We start from the raw sequence: 16,021 nt of genomic DNA, 5'->3' as shown, positions 1-16,021 counted from the left end.
CGTCCCCCACATCCGCGCCCGGTCTAACGGGGGCAGATGCGGGGGGGCGGGCGCAGATTTTAATGTGGCGGTGCTTAACTACACTCCGTACACGGACTTTCGCGCAGCCGTATACCGCTCGCGCACCTGGGCACCCCAGCCGCCGCCGGGCATGAAGGACTCCTCAATCCGGCGGCCCCAGACAGGAAGCTCCCCCGTGGCAGCCCAGGCAGCCTGCCGTGCGGCTCCCAGAGCAACATATTCGCGAGGCTCAGGGACATCCACGGGAACAGCAAACACAGTTGCGGCAGCTTCGCGCAGCGCCCGGGACTTGGAGCCGCCTCCAATGAGCAGCACGCGCTCAACAGGAACCCCGGAAGCGGCAAGGGTATCCAGCCCGTCGGCCAGCGAGTTCAGCACGGCCAAAACCGAGGCCCTCGCCATGTTTTCAGCCGTCATGTTGGTCCGGGTCAGCCCAACCAGCGTGCCCGTGGCGTCGGGAAGGTTGGGCGTACGTTCCCCGTCAAGGTACGGCAGCAGCGTTAGGCCGTCAGCATCTGGCGCGGCGGCGAGCGCCAGCCGGTCAAACTCGGCCAAATCCACATTGAGCATGTTGGCGCCGGCCGCCATGACGCGGGCCGAGTTGATCATGGCTAGCAGGGGCAGGTGCCTGCCCGTGGCGTCAGCGAAACCAGCTATCTGGCCACTGACATCATGAATGGGGTGCTCAGAGACGGCAAAAACAGTGCCAGAGGTGCCGATTGAAACCACAATCTCCCCCGGCGCCAGCTCCAGACCCAACGCAGCCCCGGCGTTATCCCCCATCCCTGCCCCCACCACGGCGGCACTTTCGCCCCAGCACGGCAGCAGCGTCCCGGCACTTGCCTCCGGGTCAAGGACCGGTGGCAGCTCAGGGACACCGCCAAAAAATTGCTCCAAAAGTTCATGCCGGTAGCCGTTGCTCAGCGGGTCAAAATAGGCCGTCCCGGTGGCATCACTGCGATCGGTGCTCCACGAGCCGGTCAATTGCAGGTTCAGCCAGTCGTGCGGCAGCCCCACGGTTCTCACCCGGGCGGCCGCAGCAGGCCGGTTGCGGGCAAGCCACGCCAACTTGGTTAGCGTAAATGAGGCCACGGGGAGCACATTGACGGCGTCAATCCACGTCTGGGCTCCCAGCTCGGCAACCATGGTGCTGGCCTCCTCGGCGCTGCGGATGTCATTCCACAACAGCGCGTCATGGACAGGCACATTCTCTGCATCCACAGCCACCATGCCGTGCTGCTGCGCGGCCACAGCCACTGCCGCCACTTTGCCTGCCAAGGCGGCAATGCCGGCCGCCGCCCAGGCTTCTTCTAGCGCAGCGGTCCACAGCCGTGGATCAAGAAAGGTGCCGTCCGGGTGCGCGGCAGATGCGGTAGCCACTTGCACCCCAGTGGCCAGCTCTATTGCCACCACCTTGCAAGACTGCGTGGAGGAGTCAATGCCCACCACCAACTGGCCGGAAGCCTTGGCTGCACTCATTTTCTCGCTCAAACCAAGGCTCCTTCTTCATCAGCTGATGCCTGTAACGCCAAGGCGAGAGACTCATCAACCACCAGCGTGTGAACAATACCGGCGGCAATACAGGCCCGTACGGCGTCGGCGCGGGCTTCGCCTTGGGCAACGGCAATGACCTTGGGCGTGCGTTGAAGCTGCTTGAGGGTCACGGAGAGGATCCGCGCGTCGAGCTCTGCAGCTACCGCAGAGCCGTCCGCCGCTATCAGCCGTCCGGAGCATTCAGCCACGGCACCCTTGGCAATGCCGTCCTGGCGTGAGGAGTTATCCACGCGGTCCCAGACGGTGGAGAGGTTGGGGGCCCAGGCACCAATGGCAACAAATGCCAGATCCAGAGCATCAGCCTTGGCCATGGCATCGGCAATTTCCGGCTGCCGGCGAAGCCCTGATGCTGTAGCGGCGCTGTCAACAACTAGCGGTGCCCACATGGGCCAAGTGGTCCCGCCACCTAAACGCCCCAGCCGCTGGATGATTTCCAGCGGATTACCTGCTCCCGGGACAGGCAGCGCACCGGCAAGCTGGACAATATTACAACGCGGCAGCTCTTTGACATGCCGGGCGGCCAGATCCAGGGTGCGCGACCAGGAGATGCCCACCGTCATTCCCTTATGGACTTCTGCCATGAGTTCCGACGCCACTGCCTGAGCTTGGAGGTCTCTTTGCGCGAAGTCGTCATCGAGCGTGTTGACCACCACCACGCGCTGCAGCCCGAGGGTTGCGGCGAGCGCCGCAGCGTCCACCGCCGTGTGGCGCCCGGTACGGCGAATTTCAATGTGCACTATGCCCGCGGCTCGCGCCTCGTCCAGAAACCGTGCCACTTGGAAACGCGAGATGCCATGTTCAGTGGCGATCTCCACCTTGGAACGACTATCTAGGTAATAGGCCTGCCCAATGCGGGCAAGCAGCTCCTCATGGGAGATTTCAGGCATTGCGCACCTTCCTCAACTGACTTCATGTGAAACATTTGAGCCACTGCTCTTGCTCAAATGAGTATATATGACTAGAGTCACTTAACAAATGAGCAAGATCATGTTCTCAAATGAGCAACGAGATTGAGAGTGACCGATGAAGTTCCCCCCATTCCGAGCTAAGGCCGCTAACCGCCCGAAAGACCGGCCTGCACTTGCCACCCGGCCCCCGATCTGGCTGGCGGCCATGTCCGCAGCAGCACTTGCGCTCAGCGGCTGTACCCCCGCTGGCGCAGCACAGGAGTCTATTGTTGTTGCCATTGTGGCCAACCCGCAGATGAAGGATGCCGTCTCCCTACAGGATGACTTCAAGGCAAAACACCCCGGAGTAAACGTCAAATTCGTCACCCTGCCGGAAAATGAGGCCCGGGCCAAGATCACCGCATCCGTGGCCACCGGCGGTGGCGAATTCGACGTCGTCATGATCTCCAACTACGAGACCGAAATGTGGGCGGCAAACGGTTGGATTGACAATCTACAGCCCGCAGCCGATGCCACCGAAGGCTACGACACCGAGGACTTCATCCCCACAATAAAGGATGCCCTCAGCTACCAAGGTGATATGTACTCGGTGCCGTTTTACGGCGAGTCTTCCTTTGTTGTCTACCGCGAGGACTTGTTCAAGGAAGCCGGCATCACCATGCCGGAGCACCCCACCTGGGATGAGATCGGCGCCATCGCCCGCAAGTTGAACGACCCCACCAAGGACTTCGCCGGCATCTGCCTGCGCGGCCTGGCCGGTTGGGGCGAGGTCATGGCCCCGCTAGACACCGTCATCAACACCTATGGCGGCCAGTGGTTCGACAGGGACTGGAACGCGAAGCTGGACTCTCCCGAGGTCAAGGCTGCCGTCACAGATTACGTTGACCTGCTGCACGACGCCGGCCAGCCGGGAGCCGCAACCAGCGGCTACGGCGACTGCATCACCCGCTACAGTCAGGGTAAGGCGGCCATGTGGTACGACGCCACGGCCATGGTCTCCAGCATTGAGGACCCGTCGTCGTCGTTGGTTGCCGGGAAGTCAAAGTACGCTCCGGCACCCGTGGAAAAGACAGAGGATGCCGGCTGGCTGTACAGCTGGTCGCTGGCCATCCCCTCCACCAGCAAGCACAAGGACGCCGCCTGGGACTTCATTTCCTGGATGACCAACAAGGACTACATCAAGCTAGTAGGCAACGAGATTGGCTGGGAGCGGGTGCCGCCCGGCAGCCGCCAGTCCACCTATGAGATCCCTGAATACGCCGCTGTTGCCAAGGCCTACGCCAAGCCGACACTTGACGCCATGTACGGCGCCAAGCAGGCCACCTCCATGGTCAACCCCGTCCCTTACCCGGGCCTGCAATTTGTGGGAATCCCGGAATTCCAGGACCTGGGCACCCGGGTCAGCCAGCAAATCTCGGCCGCCATTGCCGGCCAAAAATCCGTTGATGAGGCACTCAAACAGGCCCAGCAGTATGCCGAACCCGTTGCCAAGTCCTACCAAGAAGGAGGCAAGTAATGGCGAACACGCTGGTTGACCAACACAACCTCAAACAACACGCCCGCCAGAGCGCCAAGAATGCCAAGGCCCCCCAGCAGGGCCCCGGCATCTCCAAGGCCGAAGGCTGGCGCCGCCGCGGCCCGCTGCTGCCAGCGCTGATCTTCACCATCGTCATCACTCAACTACCCTTCCTCGTTACCATTTGGTACTCACTGCGCAACTGGAACCTGTTGCGCCCCGACGGCAACCAGTTCATCGGCCTGACGAACTATGTGGACATCTTCATGGATTCCACGTTCCGCAGCTCTGCACTGAACAGCATCCTCATAACCTTGGGCTGTGTCTTCTTCGCCATGGTTTTGGGCATCATCTTCGCCCTCCTTCTGGACCGCAAATTCCGCGGCCAGGGAGTGGTGCGCACCATGCTGATCACCCCGTTTTTGATCATGCCGGTTGCCGGTGCCACGCTGTGGAGCATCTCCATGCTGAACCCGAGCTTCGGCCTGGTGAACTGGGTGATCTCCCTGGTGGGCATCCCGCCCGTCGATTGGACGGCGTCGCACCCTATTGTCTCCATCCTCATGGCGCTGGTCTGGCAGTGGACCCCGTTCACCATGCTGCTGGTACTGGCCGGGCTGCAGTCCCAACCCAAGGATGTGCTTGAGGCGGCCCAGATCGACGGCGCCGGCTGGACGAAGACGTTCTTCTGGGTCACCCTGCCCCAACTGCGCCGCTACATTGAACTCGGCGTGCTGCTGGGCACCATTTACGTGGTCAACACCTTCGACCAGATCTACCTCATGACGGCCGGCGGGCCCGGCACTGCCAGCGCCAACCTGCCGTTCTACATCTACCAGCGGGCCTTCCTGGGCTTCGACATTGGCCAGGCCGCCGCAATGGGCGTGGTGGTTGTCATTGCCACCATCATCATCGCCACGTTCGCCCTCCGCCTGATCTTCCGCAGCTTTGACGCAAAGGACTAAGCCGTGACTACCACCCTCACCCCATCCAGTCTTCCCCCGGCCGTCAAGTCCGCTGAGCGCAAGTCTCGTGAAGCACGACGGCGTTTCTCAGGTTCCGCTCTCACCACCCTCACGTGGCTGCTCGCCTTTGTATTCTTCGCCCCTGTGATCTGGCTGGTCATGACGGCGTTCAAGCCGGAATCGGCCGCCGCGTCCAATCCGCCGGTGTTCTTCTTTGTCCCCACCTTTGAGCAGTTTGAGGCCGTGCTAGCCAACGGTGCAGGCACGTATTTCCTCAACTCGCTCATTGCCACGGGCGTCTCCACCATCTTGGTGATTGTGCTGGCCGTACCAGCCGCCTATGCGGTGAGCATCCGGCCTGTGAAGAAGACCTCCGATGTGCTGTTCTTCTTCATCTCCACGAAGATGCTGCCCGTGGTGGCCGTCATCATGCCCATCTATGTCATTGCGGGGCAGCTGAAGGTCCTGGACAACATTTGGACACTCGTGGTGCTGTACACGGCCATGAACCTGCCCATCGCGGTGTGGATGATGCGTTCCTTCTTCCAGGAAGTTCCTGCAGAAGTTCTGGAGGCTGCCTCCATGGATGGAGCGGGCCTGATCAAAACCTTGCGCACCATCCTGATGCCGATGGTCACTCCCGGGTTGGCTGCCACAGCTTTGATCTGCGTGATCTTCGCGTGGAATGAGTTCTTCTTCGCACTGAACCTCACGGCCGCTAATGCCTCCACCGTGCCGGTTTTCTTGGTCTCGCAAATGACCAGCGAGGGCTTGTTCCTGGCCAAGCTATCCGCCGCATCCGTACTGGCGTCGCTGCCTGTGGTCATTGCCGGCTGGATCGCCCAGAAGCAACTTGTTCGCGGACTATCCATGGGTGCGGTGAAATAAGCACATGAATACTCAAGCAACAAACGTCCCAACACCGGCTGCCACGCTGCCGGAGTCCATGACCGCTTCCGTACTGGTCCGCCAGGGTGAGCTGCGCACAGAGCAGCGTCCGGTTCCCACTCCGGGTCCGGGCGAGGTCCTGGTACGGATCACCTCGGTGGGCGTGTGCGGCTCCGATACCCACTACTTCGCGGAGGGGAGGATTGGCTCCTTTATTGTCGATTCCCCGTTGGTGCTGGGTCATGAACCGGCCGGCGTCATAGCCTCTCTGGGCGCGGGCGTCAGCGACCGGTCCGTTGGTCAGCGCGTCTCGCTCGAGCCGGGCATCCCGGACCCGCTGTCTGAACAGTCACTGGCCGGTTGCTACAACCTAGATCCCGGCGTGCGGTTCTTTGCCACCCCACCCATTGACGGGGTGTTCTGCGAATATGCCATCCACCCGGCCGCATTCTGCCACCCGGTTCCGGACTCGATCAGTGATGATGGCGCCGCCATGCTCGAACCCTTGAGCGTTGCTTTGGCGGCCCGGTCGGCAGGGAAGATCCAGATTGGGGATGCGGTCCTGGTCGCCGGAGCCGGACCCATCGGGTTGCTCATTTCCAAGGTGGCTCAGCTGGCCGGCGCCACCGTGACCCTGAGCGATGTGCGGGCCGAACGGCTGGCCGTGGCCGAAAAATACGGCGCTACGCATACGTTTACTGCCATTGAGCCGCCCCCCGTGGTGCCCGAGTTTGATGTGTTCATTGACGCGAGCGGCGCCGAACGGGCCATTCTGAGTGGACTCGAACGGCTGGCTCCCCGCGGGCGCGCCGTCCTGGTGGGCATGGGGGCGGATACCGTTGCGTTGCCCGTGCCATTGCTACAAGGTCGCGAGCTCAGCATCACCGGCACCTTCCGTTATGCGAATACGTGGCCCACGGCCATTGCACTGGCAGCGTCCGGACAAGTGGATTTGGACGGGCTGGTCACCTCGGTGCACGGTCTCGACGATGTCCAGAGCGCACTTCTGGCAGGGTCCAACCTAGGAGCGTTGAAGGCCATGGTCCACCCCTAACTCCAACGCTCTCGCAGCAATGGGGCGTTATTTACGAACGCTCTCGCAGCAATGGCGGGATTTTCGGCAACGCTGTCGCACCCAGCTGGGCAGAGTGCGATAGCGTCCGCGTTTTATCAACCAAAGGTGAGATAGCGTCTGCGTCAGCCTCCGGCCACAGACTGAATAATCATCAGCTCCTGGCCGGCGGCGATCTGTGTTTCCAGCCCGTCCAGCCGCCGTACCTCATCGCCGTCGAGGTAGATGTTCACATAGCGGCGCAGCTTTCCCGTCTCATCGCGCACCCTGCGGCCAAATACGGGGAACTCACCGGCAACTGCATCGAGCAGTTCCCCCAGCGGCGCACCATCCCCCACATCGAGGCGCAATTCGGCGTTTCCGCCCACGAGCGGCTGGAGCAGGGCCGGCACCAGAATCCTTACCTCACCCATGCGCCGTCACGCTCATAGTTCAATGGCGGCGGCACGGACACACAAAACATCCGGCAACTGCCGCAGGACCGGAACAAAGGACTCACCCTCATCAGCACTGGCGTACACAGTCCCGCCGCGGGTGCCGAAGAACAACCCAACCGGGCTGGCAGCGTCTACGGCCGCAGCATCCCGGAGCACCACGTTGTACTCCGGCTCCAGGAGTCCGTCAGTAAAAGATGTCCACGACGCCCCGCCGTCGTCCGTCCTGTGCACAGCAAGTTTCCCTTCCGGGGGAATGCGCTCAGCGTCGGCCTTGATGGGGATGACCCAGGCGGTGTCTGAACGGTGGGGGTGGGTGAGGATGGTGAAGCCAAAATCTGCGGGCAGCTGCTGGGCAATGTAGTCCCAGCTGTCGCCGTTATTGGCGCTACGGTAGACACCTCCGTGGTTTTGCGCGAACAATACCTCAGGGTGGTTGGAATCCCGGGCAATTTTGTGCACGCATTGTCCGAACTCCGGTGTCTCAACCGGCAGGAATTGCGCACCTATGCCCTTGTTCCGGGGCTGCCAGGACGCACCGCCATCGGTGCTGCGGTATACCCCGCCGGTGCTCATGGCGACGTGGATGGTGGTGGGATCCGCGGGGCTTGGCAGGACCGTATGCGCCGCCGCTCCCCCGTATCCGGCACCCCACTCGGTCCGGTGAGGATGATCCCAGAGACCGCGGTTGAGCTCAAAATGTTCGCCACCATCTGTGGACTTCCACACGGAAATGGGTTCGCAACCTGCCCAGACAACACCGGGACGGTCCGCGGAATCGGGCTGGATCTGCCACACCCGTTCCAGCGCACTTCCCGTGTCCGGGGGAAAGGTGATGGCTCCGCGCTCAGGCTCCTGCCACGTGGCACCAAGATCATCCGAGTGCGCAACGGTAGGACCCCAGTGTTCACTGCGCAGCCCCACCAGGATGCGGGTGCGGCCTCCTCTGGTATCGATGCCGATGCTGGGGATCTCCTGCATCAGGAAATGCGGGCCGGTAAATTCATAATTTTTACGGTCCTGGCTCAAGCCCAGCCACAGCCCTTTCTTGGTGCCTACGGCCAGTAGATGACTGCTTCCGGGGTGCGAGGTGTCTGCTGCTTCGCTATTTTCCATGGGTTAAATTCGACCACTGCCGCCTAGGTACGGCAATGGTTCCCCGCCGGTAACTTATGCGCCCACGTTCTCGCGGCTCCCGGCCCGGTTGACAGCTCCTGTCCCGGAACTGAGAGTGGGTACATGCGCTCAACTACTGCCAACCCGCCGAGAAAGCCGGCACCGAAGTCGCTGGTGCTGGCGATCTGCTGCCTGAGCCTGCTGATTGTGTCCATGGACGCCACGATCGTCAACGTTGCCCTGCCCACGATTGGGCGGGAATTCGAAACGTCGGTGTCGGGGCTGCAATGGACGGTTGACGCATACTTGCTGGCGCTTGCCGGTTTTCTCATGGTGTCCGGTTCCGTGGCGGACAGGTTCGGCAGGCGGCGTATTTTTCAGCTGGGGCTTCTCGCTTTCAGCCTCGGTTCACTGCTGTGCAGCGTGGCCCCGTCCATTGGGTTCTTGATCTTTGCCCGGGCCATTGGTACGTGGGGAGCCGTGGTGGGTGTGTCCATGGGTTTCGGCCCTCTCGTAGGCGGCTTCCTGACCCAATCTGTTGGTTGGCGGTCCGTGTTCGTGATTAACATCCCCATTGGCGTGGCTGCGATTGTGCTCACCGCCCTGTTTGTGCCGGAGTCCCGGGCGGCCAAGGCCCGCAGCTTTGACCCGCTCGGCCTGGCCATTGCTGCCTTGGGCATCGCGTCCACAACGTCATGGGCACGGGCCAGCACGGCACGCATCAGCCACCTGCTCGAGGAACCTACCCTCTGACAGTCTGCGTCCTGACTGCCTTCGTCCTGTCCGCCCGGTGGCAGCGCGCCCGCTCCCCACATCCGCGCCCGGTCTACCGGGCGCGGAAACGGGGGGCGGTAGCGCCGACCCACCGGCACACCCCCGAGCGCCGGGCGTGACGTTCAACGCATACCCCCTAGGGGTACTTGACGTATACCCTATGGGGGTATAAATTCGGAATATGAGCACAGAAGATCACAGCTACGGTTACACCGAGGAAAAACAGGCGTACCTGCGCCGCCTCAAACGCGCCGAGGGCCAGGTGCGCGGCATCGCCCGGATGATTGAGGAGGACAAGTACTGCATCGACATCCTCACCCAGATGGCCGCCGTCAACAAGGCCCTCCACGCCGTCAGCATCGGCCTACTGGAAGACCACATTGCGCACTGCGTGGTCAACGCCGCCCATGAATCCGCAGAAACAGGAAACCCGGAGATCGTCTCCGACAAGGTTTCCGAAGCCACCGCCGCCATTTCCCGCCTACTCAGGAGCTAGCCACATGAGCAACAGCAGCCACACCACCACCATCAACGTTTCAGGCATGACCTGCGGGCACTGCGTCAGCTCCGTCACCGAGGAACTCACCAGCCTCAAGGGCGTGGAAAACGTCTCCGTCGAGCTCAATAAGGGCGGCATTTCCGAAGTCACCATCACCTCCACGCTCACTCTTGAGCCCAGCGAAATCAGCGAGGCCGTTGCCGAGGCCGGCTACCTCGTCGTCGCCAACAACGCCTAACCCACCAACTCCTTAAGGAGCGCCATGAGCGCCTCAAACATTTTGTCCCAAACCGCCACACCCGGCCCCCGCATGGTCGAGATCGACATCGAAGGCATGACCTGTGCCTCGTGCGTCAGCCGGGTTGAGCGCAAGTTGGGCAAACTTGAAGGCGTCAGCGCTGCCGTGAACCTGCCCCTGGAAAGCGCTGCTGTCACGGTCCCCGCCGGCATTACCGACCAACAAATCATCGACACCGTCAACGCCACCGGCTACAAGGCCCGGCTCAAGAATCCTCCCGCCATTAAGCACGACGCCGGAGCCCGCCTCCCGCAACACCCCCACCCGGGTGCCGCGCAAGATGGCGTCGAAACCGATGGTGCCCACCGCGGCGCCGACCATTCGAACCACGAAAACCATGAAAACCATGTGGACCACGAAAACCATATGGCGCACGGCGGCACGGCGGAAACGCTGCGCCCGCGCCTGATCCTGGCCGCCATTCTGACCGTCCCGGTCTTCCTGGTCTCCATGTTCCCGTCCCTGCAGTTCCCGCATTGGGGCTGGGTTGCCGGCATCCTGACCCTGCCGGTGGTGACGTGGTCGGCCTGGCCGTTCCACCGCGCGGCAGCCATCAATGCCCGCCACTTCGCTTCCACCATGGACACGCTGATCTCCATCGGCGTCAGCGCAGCGTTCCTGTTCTCCGCCGTGGAGCTGGGACTGAACCCCCTGCTGACGGAGCACGGCAGCGCAATGGCGGGGCACGCCCCGCTCTACTTTGAAGTCTCTGCTGTAGTTGTCACATTCCTACTCCTGGGCCGGTACCTCGAGGCGAAAGCCAAGGCGAAGGCCGGCGATGCCCTCAAGGCGCTGCTGAGCCTAGGCGCCAAGGAAGCCACGGTGCTGCGCGACGGCGTCGAGGTGAAAGTCCCCGCCAACGAACTAGCAGTGGATGAAATCTTCGTGGTCCGCCCCGGCGAGAAGATCGCCACGGACGGCGTCGTGACCGACGGCTCTTCGGCCATCGACACCTCGCTCATCACGGGCGAATCCCTGCCTGTGGACGTGAGTGCCGGCGACCCCGTCACCGGTGCCACCATCAACACGGACGGCCGTCTGCTGGTGCGCGCCACCCGTGTGGGCAGTGAAACCACACTGGCCCAGATGGGCAAGCTGGTCAGCGACGCACAGGCATCGAAGGCTCCCATCGCCCGGCTCGCGGACCGTATCAGCGCCGTGTTTGTGCCGGTGGTGCTCGTCATTGCCGTCATCACGTTCACCCTGTGGCTACTGCTCAGCGGTGATATCGCGTCCGCATTCACAGCGGCCGTGGCCGTGCTGATCATTGCCTGCCCCTGTGCGCTTGGCCTGGCCACCCCGGTGGGCCTGCTCACCGGCACCGGCCGCGCCGCCCAGCTCGGCATCCTCATCAAGGGTCCGCAGGTCCTCGAGGACACCCGCACCGTGGACACCATCCTTTTGGACAAGACCGGCACAGTCACGCAGGGCCGGTTGGCCGTGGTCGACGTCGTCCCGCTCACCCAGGTGCCTGCCTCTGAAGTGCTGCGACTGGCAGGGGCGGTTGAGTCCCACAGTGAGCACCCCATTGCCCACGCCATTACGGCCCACGCCCATGAACAGGCAGGCGAAGGCGGCACACTCGCCGGAGTTGTGGACTTCATGTCAGCTCCCGGCGGCGGTGTCCGGGCCGTGATCGAGGGCCGCACCGTGCTGGCCGGAAGGGCAGGCTGGCTGGAGGAAAACGCCGTCGAACTTTCCGACGCGGCCAAGGCAGAACTGCTAAACCAGCAACAACGCGGCACCACCACCATTTGGGTGGCCGTGGACGGCCACGCGGCCGGGCTGATTGCACTCAAGGACACCATCAAGGCCGGGTCCAAGGAAGCCATCGCCACGCTGAAGTCCCTGGGTCTGCGCCCCATCCTGTTGACCGGCGACAACGCCACCGTGGCCGCACAGGTTGCCGCCGCGGTGGGCATCGCGGCCGAGGATGTGTTCGCCGACGTGCTACCCGAGGGCAAGGTTGAGGCCGTCAAGAAGCTGCAGGCGGCCGGGGCCATCGTGGCCATGGCCGGTGACGGTGTCAACGATGCCCCCGCCCTGGCGCAGGCAGACCTTGGCATCGCCATGGGCTCCGGCACGGACGTGGCCATCGCGGCCGCAGACCTCACGGTCATGGGCAGCGAACTGGGCCAAGTGGCCACGGCCATAGCGCTGTCCCGTAAAACGCTGGGCACCATCAAGGTGAACTTGTTCTGGGCGTTCTTCTACAACGCCATTGGCATCCCCGTGGCCGCACTGGGACTGCTGAACCCAATGATTGCCGGTGCCGCGATGGCCGCCAGCTCCGTGCTGGTGGTGGCAAACTCGCTACGGCTGCGCCGCTTCGGCCGGTAGCTCTTCAATCCGGGCTGCTGAAAGCCCATCGCCTGCGCGGCTCGTTCCGGCGTCGAGCTCCACCACATGCGTGGGCCCACGCCGGGGAGATCCGCGCAGCTCGTCCAGGCGCACCAGAATCACCCCGCCCATGATGGCCACGCCACCTATCAGCTGGATGACCCTCGGCATTTCACCGAGCAAAATCCACGCCCAGATCACGGCGAAGAGCACCTCAAAGAGGGCCAAAAATGAGGCCACTTTGGACCCCAGCCCCCGGGTTGCCACGATCCCCATCAGGTACGCAAAAACAGTGGTGACCAGCACCAGGCCCAGCACCGGCACCAGCCAGTGCACTTGGGCTCCGGCAAACACCGGGTTGTTGAAGTTAAAGACCATGGGCAGAATCCCCGCCGCGCCCAGCCCCAGGATCATCAGCGCGCCCACAGCCATGCCACCGCCTGCCATGAGGACAGGAGGGACGTGGTCATCGGCACGTGCCGACATGATGAAGTACACGGCCGAACACACGGCGGCCGCCAGCCCCCACAAAACACCCTCAACACTGACCTTTTGGCTGCCAGCCAGATCCAGCACCAGAACCAATCCGGCCATGGCGCAAGCGGCACCCACAATGGTCAAAAGCCGCGGCCGGTGCCGGGTAATGATCCACGCCCACCCCACCAGCAGCACGGGCGAGAGGTACTCAAGTAGCAGCGCCACCCCCACTGAGAGGTGCTGGACGGCATTGAAGTAAAAAAGCTGACACAGCGCAATGGGCACCACACCGTAAATAGCTATCCGCCCCAACGATCCCTTGACCTTGGCCCAGCGCCGCACCAGCGTGATAATCACCGGAATTAAAAGTACGACGGCGGCGCCCCCAATGCGCGCAGCGACGGCTGCTCCCGGGGACCAGCCCACATCGAAGAGCGATTTTGCAAAGGGGCCGGACAACGCGAAGGCCGCTGCCGAGACCAAAGCGATGACCAAAGCTGGGGACGCCATGGCCGTGCGTGCACCAATGGCGGAAGAGGGGCTGGAAGTTGTTGAGGTAGTCACGTAAATCCAAAGAGTCATGAGTGAAGAGCGTTATGCTAGTGACATTACCCTCGAGGCTTGTCAGGAGTCAATATGGTCTTTAGTCATGACACGGAGATAGCGTTGCTCTCTGCCGTGAATTTGATCAACACCGCCCCCACCACAGTCGCCGAGAATGGTCCTTCCGGGCCTGACACCTTGGAAACCGTGTCCGAACTGGATGCCTTCATACTCCAAGAACAGTTCACCGGATCCCGCGAACACTCCCTGGCCGAAGTGGATGCTGTGCGCGAAATGCGCACCGAATTACGCAATATTTTTACTGCGGACGAGGATGGTGCGGCAAGTATGGTCAACAACCTGCTGGCCCGCGCTCACGCCCTGCCCCAACTGGTCAAGCATGACCAGTGGGATTGGCACTTGCACGCCACGGCACCGGCCGCTCCCCTGGCCCAACGCATGGGAGTCGAGGCGGCCATGGCTCTGGTAGACGTCATCCGCGGTAAGGAGCTGGCCCGGCTAAAGGTGTGCGCCGCTCCGAATTGTAGCGCCGTGGTGATCGATCTATCCAAGAACCGTTCGCGCCGCTACTGCGAGACCGGCAATTGTGGCAACCGCGCCCACGTGGCAGCGTACCGCCGCCGTAAGTCCAGCACCGAGAAACTCCCTTAAACACACCGAAGGCCCACATCAACATCCAATGTGGGCCTTCGGTACTTTCCTGAAAAGGAAGAGCTATTACTTCATGGTTCCTGCAGACACCGAGCCCTGGAGCTGGCGCTGGAACAGAACGTACATGATCAAGACGGGGACAATTACGATGATGGCGGCGGCGAACAATGCACCGAAGTCAACCGAGTAGCCCATTTGGCCTGCATACCGCGCAATACCCTGCGAGAGCACGTAATTCTCTGCCTTGGTGTTAATGGCGACAGGGATCAGGTACTGGTTCCATAGGCCAAGGAAGTTAAAGATGGCCACGGAGGCCATGCCCGGTTTGGCCATCGGGAGCATGACCTGGAAGAAGGTCCGCCATTCACCGGCACCGTCAATCTGAGCCGCTTCAGCAATTTCATGCGGGAGCGCCTTGAAGAATGAGAAAAGGAAAAAGACGGTGAATGGCAGAGCGAACGCCACGTACACAATGATCAATCCTGGCAACGTGTTCAAAAGCCCCAGGTTTTGCAGGATGAAGAACAACGGCACAATGGCCAAGAAGATGGGGAATGTCAAACCGGCTAGCATCAGGTAGTAGACGGCACGCGAACCGGGGAATACGTAACGTGCCAGCACGTAGGCACACATGGCACCCAGAGCCATCACAATGACCAGCGCAAAGCCCACCACAATAACGGTGTTGAAGAAGTACGTACCGATGCCTGCGGTGTTCCAGGCGTTAATGTAGTTCTCAAACTTCCACACTGCGGGAAGCGAGAAGGGTGAGGCGAAGATTTCCGAGGTCGTCTTGAAGGAGGACAACAGCGTCCAGCCCAGTGGGACCAGCACCAAAAGTGACCACAGGGCGAGCATGGTGTGCGAGACACCAGCAACAACCTTATCTCCCTTGGTATCTTGAGCCTTGCGCTCTACGTGCACGGCAGCAGCCGGCTTCTTTGAAAGTTTCATGGACATCATTCAGACACATCCTCAGTGCCGCCGGTGAGCCGGTTTACTAGGAATACCAGCGCCGAGAAGATCAGGGTTATTGCTGCCAGAACCACACCCATGGCGCAGGCCAGACCGAACTGACCCTTGGTGAATGCCGTGCTGAAGAGCTTCTGCGACATGACCAAGGTTGAGTTTCCTGGACCACCTGTGGAGTTCAACACTGACATATACACAAACGCGTCCAGGGCCAAGATGCCCATGTAGACATAGGCAGTCTGGATGTTGTCACGAATCAAAGGAATCGTAATGTTTACTGCCGTACGGAAGCGTCCAGCGCCATCAATGCGAGCTGCCTCGAACGTCTCGGCAGGAATTCCCTTAATGGCTGCGATGAAAAGGATCATGTAGAAGCCCACAAAGCCCCACACAATGACAACCATCGATGCGATCATGGCGGTTCTGGAATCACCTAGCCAGGCAAAGTCCTGAGCACTGTCAATGCCAATACCCGTGAGAATACCGTTGAGCAAACCGTTAGAGGGATTGAAAATCTGGGACCAGATAATGCCGATGACAACGGCCGGAATTACGTAGGGGAAGAAGGAGACCACGCGGTAAAAACCTGCGCCTCGCAGGCCCTTGATTTGCCCGCGGCTGCTTCCACCAATGGTGACCAGGGTGGCAAGAATCAGGGAAAGAATAACTGTGATGACAGGCAAGAAAATTGCTAGGGTGACACTGTTGCGCACCGAAATCATAAAGACGTCATCATTGAACAGCTTGACATAGTTACCCAAGCCTACGAACGGCATATTGTTGTCGAAGCCGCTCCAGCTGGTCATTGAGTAGTAAATCGCCTGAACAAAAGGCGAGATCACAAAGACCAGATAGATCACCAACGGCAGCCCTAAGAAGACTGCCATGAAGCTGACCTTATCGAATGTCAGTTTTTTCCGGCGCCGCCGGGCGGTGGCGACAACGCCACCGCCCGACTGCACTTCGTTTGTT

Annotated in this window: 16 protein-coding genes; 9 read left to right on the top strand and 7 right to left on the bottom strand. The window is 61.5% G+C overall.

Features of this window, described 5'->3' with window-relative positions:
• Nucleotides 1–78: 78 nt before the first annotated feature.
• Nucleotides 79–1,500 carry a xylulokinase gene (xylB, locus tag RY113_RS05710; protein WP_110105292.1) on the bottom strand — a complete coding sequence of 474 codons (1,422 nt, stop codon included), beginning with the start codon at nucleotides 1,498–1,500 and terminating at the stop codon, nucleotides 79–81.
• Nucleotides 1,501–1,508: 8 nt separating this feature from the next.
• Nucleotides 1,509–2,462 (bottom strand): sugar-binding transcriptional regulator, encoded by a 954-nt coding sequence (locus tag RY113_RS05705; RefSeq protein ID WP_110105293.1) that lies wholly within the window; start codon nucleotides 2,460–2,462, stop codon nucleotides 1,509–1,511.
• A 226-nt stretch (nucleotides 2,463–2,688) separates the two neighbouring features.
• Here RY113_RS05705 and RY113_RS05700 point away from each other — a divergent pair, with 226 nt between their 5' ends.
• From RY113_RS05700 to RY113_RS05685, 4 genes are read left to right on the top strand one after another with little or no spacing between them, the layout of a single operon-like run.
• On the top strand, nucleotides 2,689–3,999 hold the full coding sequence (locus tag RY113_RS05700) for a sugar ABC transporter substrate-binding protein (RefSeq protein WP_315913837.1): 1,311 nt from the start codon (nucleotides 2,689–2,691) through the stop codon (nucleotides 3,997–3,999).
• Nucleotides 3,999–4,964 carry a sugar ABC transporter permease gene (locus RY113_RS05695; RefSeq protein ID WP_315913836.1) on the top strand — a complete coding sequence of 322 codons (966 nt, stop codon included), beginning with the start codon at nucleotides 3,999–4,001 and terminating at the stop codon, nucleotides 4,962–4,964. The genes RY113_RS05700 and RY113_RS05695 overlap by 1 nt, the downstream gene beginning before the upstream one ends.
• Before the next feature lie 3 nt (nucleotides 4,965–4,967).
• Nucleotides 4,968–5,852 carry a carbohydrate ABC transporter permease gene (locus tag RY113_RS05690; RefSeq protein ID WP_315913835.1) on the top strand — a complete coding sequence of 295 codons (885 nt, stop codon included), beginning with the start codon at nucleotides 4,968–4,970 and terminating at the stop codon, nucleotides 5,850–5,852.
• Between the two features lie 4 nt (nucleotides 5,853–5,856).
• A complete protein-coding gene (locus RY113_RS05685; RefSeq protein WP_315913834.1) occupies nucleotides 5,857–6,906 on the top strand; it encodes an NAD(P)-dependent alcohol dehydrogenase in 1,050 nt (349 codons plus the stop codon).
• Nucleotides 6,907–7,049: 143 nt separating this feature from the next.
• Here the strand turns inward: RY113_RS05685 and RY113_RS05680 are convergent, their stop codons facing one another.
• The gene (locus tag RY113_RS05680; RefSeq protein ID WP_315913833.1) at nucleotides 7,050–7,337 is read right to left on the bottom strand and encodes a MoaD/ThiS family protein; all 288 of its coding nucleotides are present in this window, start codon (nucleotides 7,335–7,337) and stop codon (nucleotides 7,050–7,052) included.
• Nucleotides 7,338–7,349: 12 nt separating this feature from the next.
• Complete coding sequence (locus RY113_RS05675; RefSeq protein ID WP_315913832.1) at nucleotides 7,350–8,474, bottom strand: exo-alpha-sialidase; 1,125 nt, start codon at nucleotides 8,472–8,474, stop codon at nucleotides 7,350–7,352.
• Nucleotides 8,475–8,597: 123 nt separating this feature from the next.
• Here RY113_RS05675 and RY113_RS05670 point away from each other — a divergent pair, with 123 nt between their 5' ends.
• The 4 genes from RY113_RS05670 to RY113_RS05655 all read left to right on the top strand — a co-directional run bounded on the left by RY113_RS05670 (nucleotide 8,598) and on the right by RY113_RS05655 (nucleotide 12,385).
• Complete coding sequence (locus RY113_RS05670) at nucleotides 8,598–9,227, top strand: MFS transporter (protein ID WP_315913831.1); 630 nt, start codon at nucleotides 8,598–8,600, stop codon at nucleotides 9,225–9,227.
• Between the two features lie 202 nt (nucleotides 9,228–9,429).
• Nucleotides 9,430–9,744, top strand: coding sequence for a metal-sensitive transcriptional regulator (locus RY113_RS05665; protein ID WP_110105299.1), 315 nt, complete (start codon nucleotides 9,430–9,432; stop codon nucleotides 9,742–9,744).
• A gap of 4 nt (nucleotides 9,745–9,748) precedes the next feature.
• Nucleotides 9,749–9,985 carry a heavy-metal-associated domain-containing protein gene (locus RY113_RS05660; protein WP_110105300.1) on the top strand — a complete coding sequence of 79 codons (237 nt, stop codon included), beginning with the start codon at nucleotides 9,749–9,751 and terminating at the stop codon, nucleotides 9,983–9,985.
• 24 nt (nucleotides 9,986–10,009) lie between these two features.
• On the top strand, nucleotides 10,010–12,385 hold the full coding sequence (locus RY113_RS05655; protein WP_315913830.1) for a heavy metal translocating P-type ATPase: 2,376 nt from the start codon (nucleotides 10,010–10,012) through the stop codon (nucleotides 12,383–12,385).
• On the opposite strand, the gene RY113_RS05650 is transcribed toward RY113_RS05655, so the two are convergent.
• Entirely contained in the window at nucleotides 12,359–13,444 is a 1,086-nt protein-coding gene (locus RY113_RS05650; RefSeq protein ID WP_315913829.1) for an EamA family transporter, read from the bottom strand. The two genes, RY113_RS05655 and RY113_RS05650, sit on opposite strands and share 27 nt — an antisense overlap.
• A gap of 54 nt (nucleotides 13,445–13,498) precedes the next feature.
• Here RY113_RS05650 and RY113_RS05645 point away from each other — a divergent pair, with 54 nt between their 5' ends.
• Nucleotides 13,499–14,077, top strand: a complete 579-nt coding sequence (locus RY113_RS05645) for a CGNR zinc finger domain-containing protein (RefSeq protein ID WP_315914109.1) — start codon at nucleotides 13,499–13,501, stop codon at nucleotides 14,075–14,077.
• Nucleotides 14,078–14,143: 66 nt separating this feature from the next.
• On the opposite strand, the gene RY113_RS05640 is transcribed toward RY113_RS05645, so the two are convergent.
• Together RY113_RS05640 and RY113_RS05635 are read right to left on the bottom strand one after the other, a co-directional pair.
• Nucleotides 14,144–15,031, bottom strand: coding sequence for a carbohydrate ABC transporter permease (locus RY113_RS05640; protein WP_396334216.1), 888 nt, complete (start codon nucleotides 15,029–15,031; stop codon nucleotides 14,144–14,146).
• A 5-nt stretch (nucleotides 15,032–15,036) separates the two neighbouring features.
• Nucleotides 15,037–15,936: a carbohydrate ABC transporter permease gene (locus tag RY113_RS05635; protein WP_110105365.1), complete on the bottom strand. Its 900-nt coding sequence runs from the start codon at nucleotides 15,934–15,936 to the stop codon at nucleotides 15,037–15,039.
• Nucleotides 15,937–16,021: the final 85 nt, after the last annotated feature.

This window comes from Arthrobacter sp. lap29, assembly GCF_032458965.1.
GTDB lineage: Bacteria > Actinomycetota > Actinomycetes > Actinomycetales > Micrococcaceae > Specibacter > Specibacter psychrochitiniphilus.
The sequence above is the reverse complement of the archived record's forward strand: the minus strand, read 5'-3'. Positions and strand labels throughout refer to the sequence as shown.

What these genes read in the sequence shown, in the direction of transcription:
- RY113_RS05705 (WP_110105293.1), bottom strand. Translation starts at nt 2,462, where the DNA reads ATGCCTGAAATCTCCCATGAGGAGCTGCTTGCCCGCATTGGGCAGGCC.
- RY113_RS05670 (WP_315913831.1), top strand. Translation starts at nt 8,598, where the DNA reads ATGCGCTCAACTACTGCCAACCCGCCGAGAAAGCCGGCACCGAAGTCG.
- RY113_RS05675 (WP_315913832.1), bottom strand. Translation starts at nt 8,474, where the DNA reads ATGGAAAATAGCGAAGCAGCAGACACCTCGCACCCCGGAAGCAGTCAT.
- RY113_RS05680 (WP_315913833.1), bottom strand. Translation starts at nt 7,337, where the DNA reads ATGGGTGAGGTAAGGATTCTGGTGCCGGCCCTGCTCCAGCCGCTCGTG.
- RY113_RS05645 (WP_315914109.1), top strand. Translation starts at nt 13,499, where the DNA reads ATGGTCTTTAGTCATGACACGGAGATAGCGTTGCTCTCTGCCGTGAAT.
- RY113_RS05665 (WP_110105299.1), top strand. Translation starts at nt 9,430, where the DNA reads ATGAGCACAGAAGATCACAGCTACGGTTACACCGAGGAAAAACAGGCG.
- RY113_RS05650 (WP_315913829.1), bottom strand. Translation starts at nt 13,444, where the DNA reads ATGACTCTTTGGATTTACGTGACTACCTCAACAACTTCCAGCCCCTCT.
- RY113_RS05685 (WP_315913834.1), top strand. Translation starts at nt 5,857, where the DNA reads ATGAATACTCAAGCAACAAACGTCCCAACACCGGCTGCCACGCTGCCG.
- RY113_RS05635 (WP_110105365.1), bottom strand. Translation starts at nt 15,936, where the DNA reads ATGGCAGTCTTCTTAGGGCTGCCGTTGGTGATCTATCTGGTCTTTGTG.
- RY113_RS05640 (WP_396334216.1), bottom strand. Translation starts at nt 15,031, where the DNA reads ATGAAACTTTCAAAGAAGCCGGCTGCTGCCGTGCACGTAGAGCGCAAG.
- RY113_RS05695 (WP_315913836.1), top strand. Translation starts at nt 3,999, where the DNA reads ATGGCGAACACGCTGGTTGACCAACACAACCTCAAACAACACGCCCGC.
- RY113_RS05660 (WP_110105300.1), top strand. Translation starts at nt 9,749, where the DNA reads ATGAGCAACAGCAGCCACACCACCACCATCAACGTTTCAGGCATGACC.
- RY113_RS05700 (WP_315913837.1), top strand. Translation starts at nt 2,689, where the DNA reads ATGTCCGCAGCAGCACTTGCGCTCAGCGGCTGTACCCCCGCTGGCGCA.
- xylB (WP_110105292.1), bottom strand. Translation starts at nt 1,500, where the DNA reads ATGAGTGCAGCCAAGGCTTCCGGCCAGTTGGTGGTGGGCATTGACTCC.
- RY113_RS05655 (WP_315913830.1), top strand. Translation starts at nt 10,010, where the DNA reads ATGAGCGCCTCAAACATTTTGTCCCAAACCGCCACACCCGGCCCCCGC.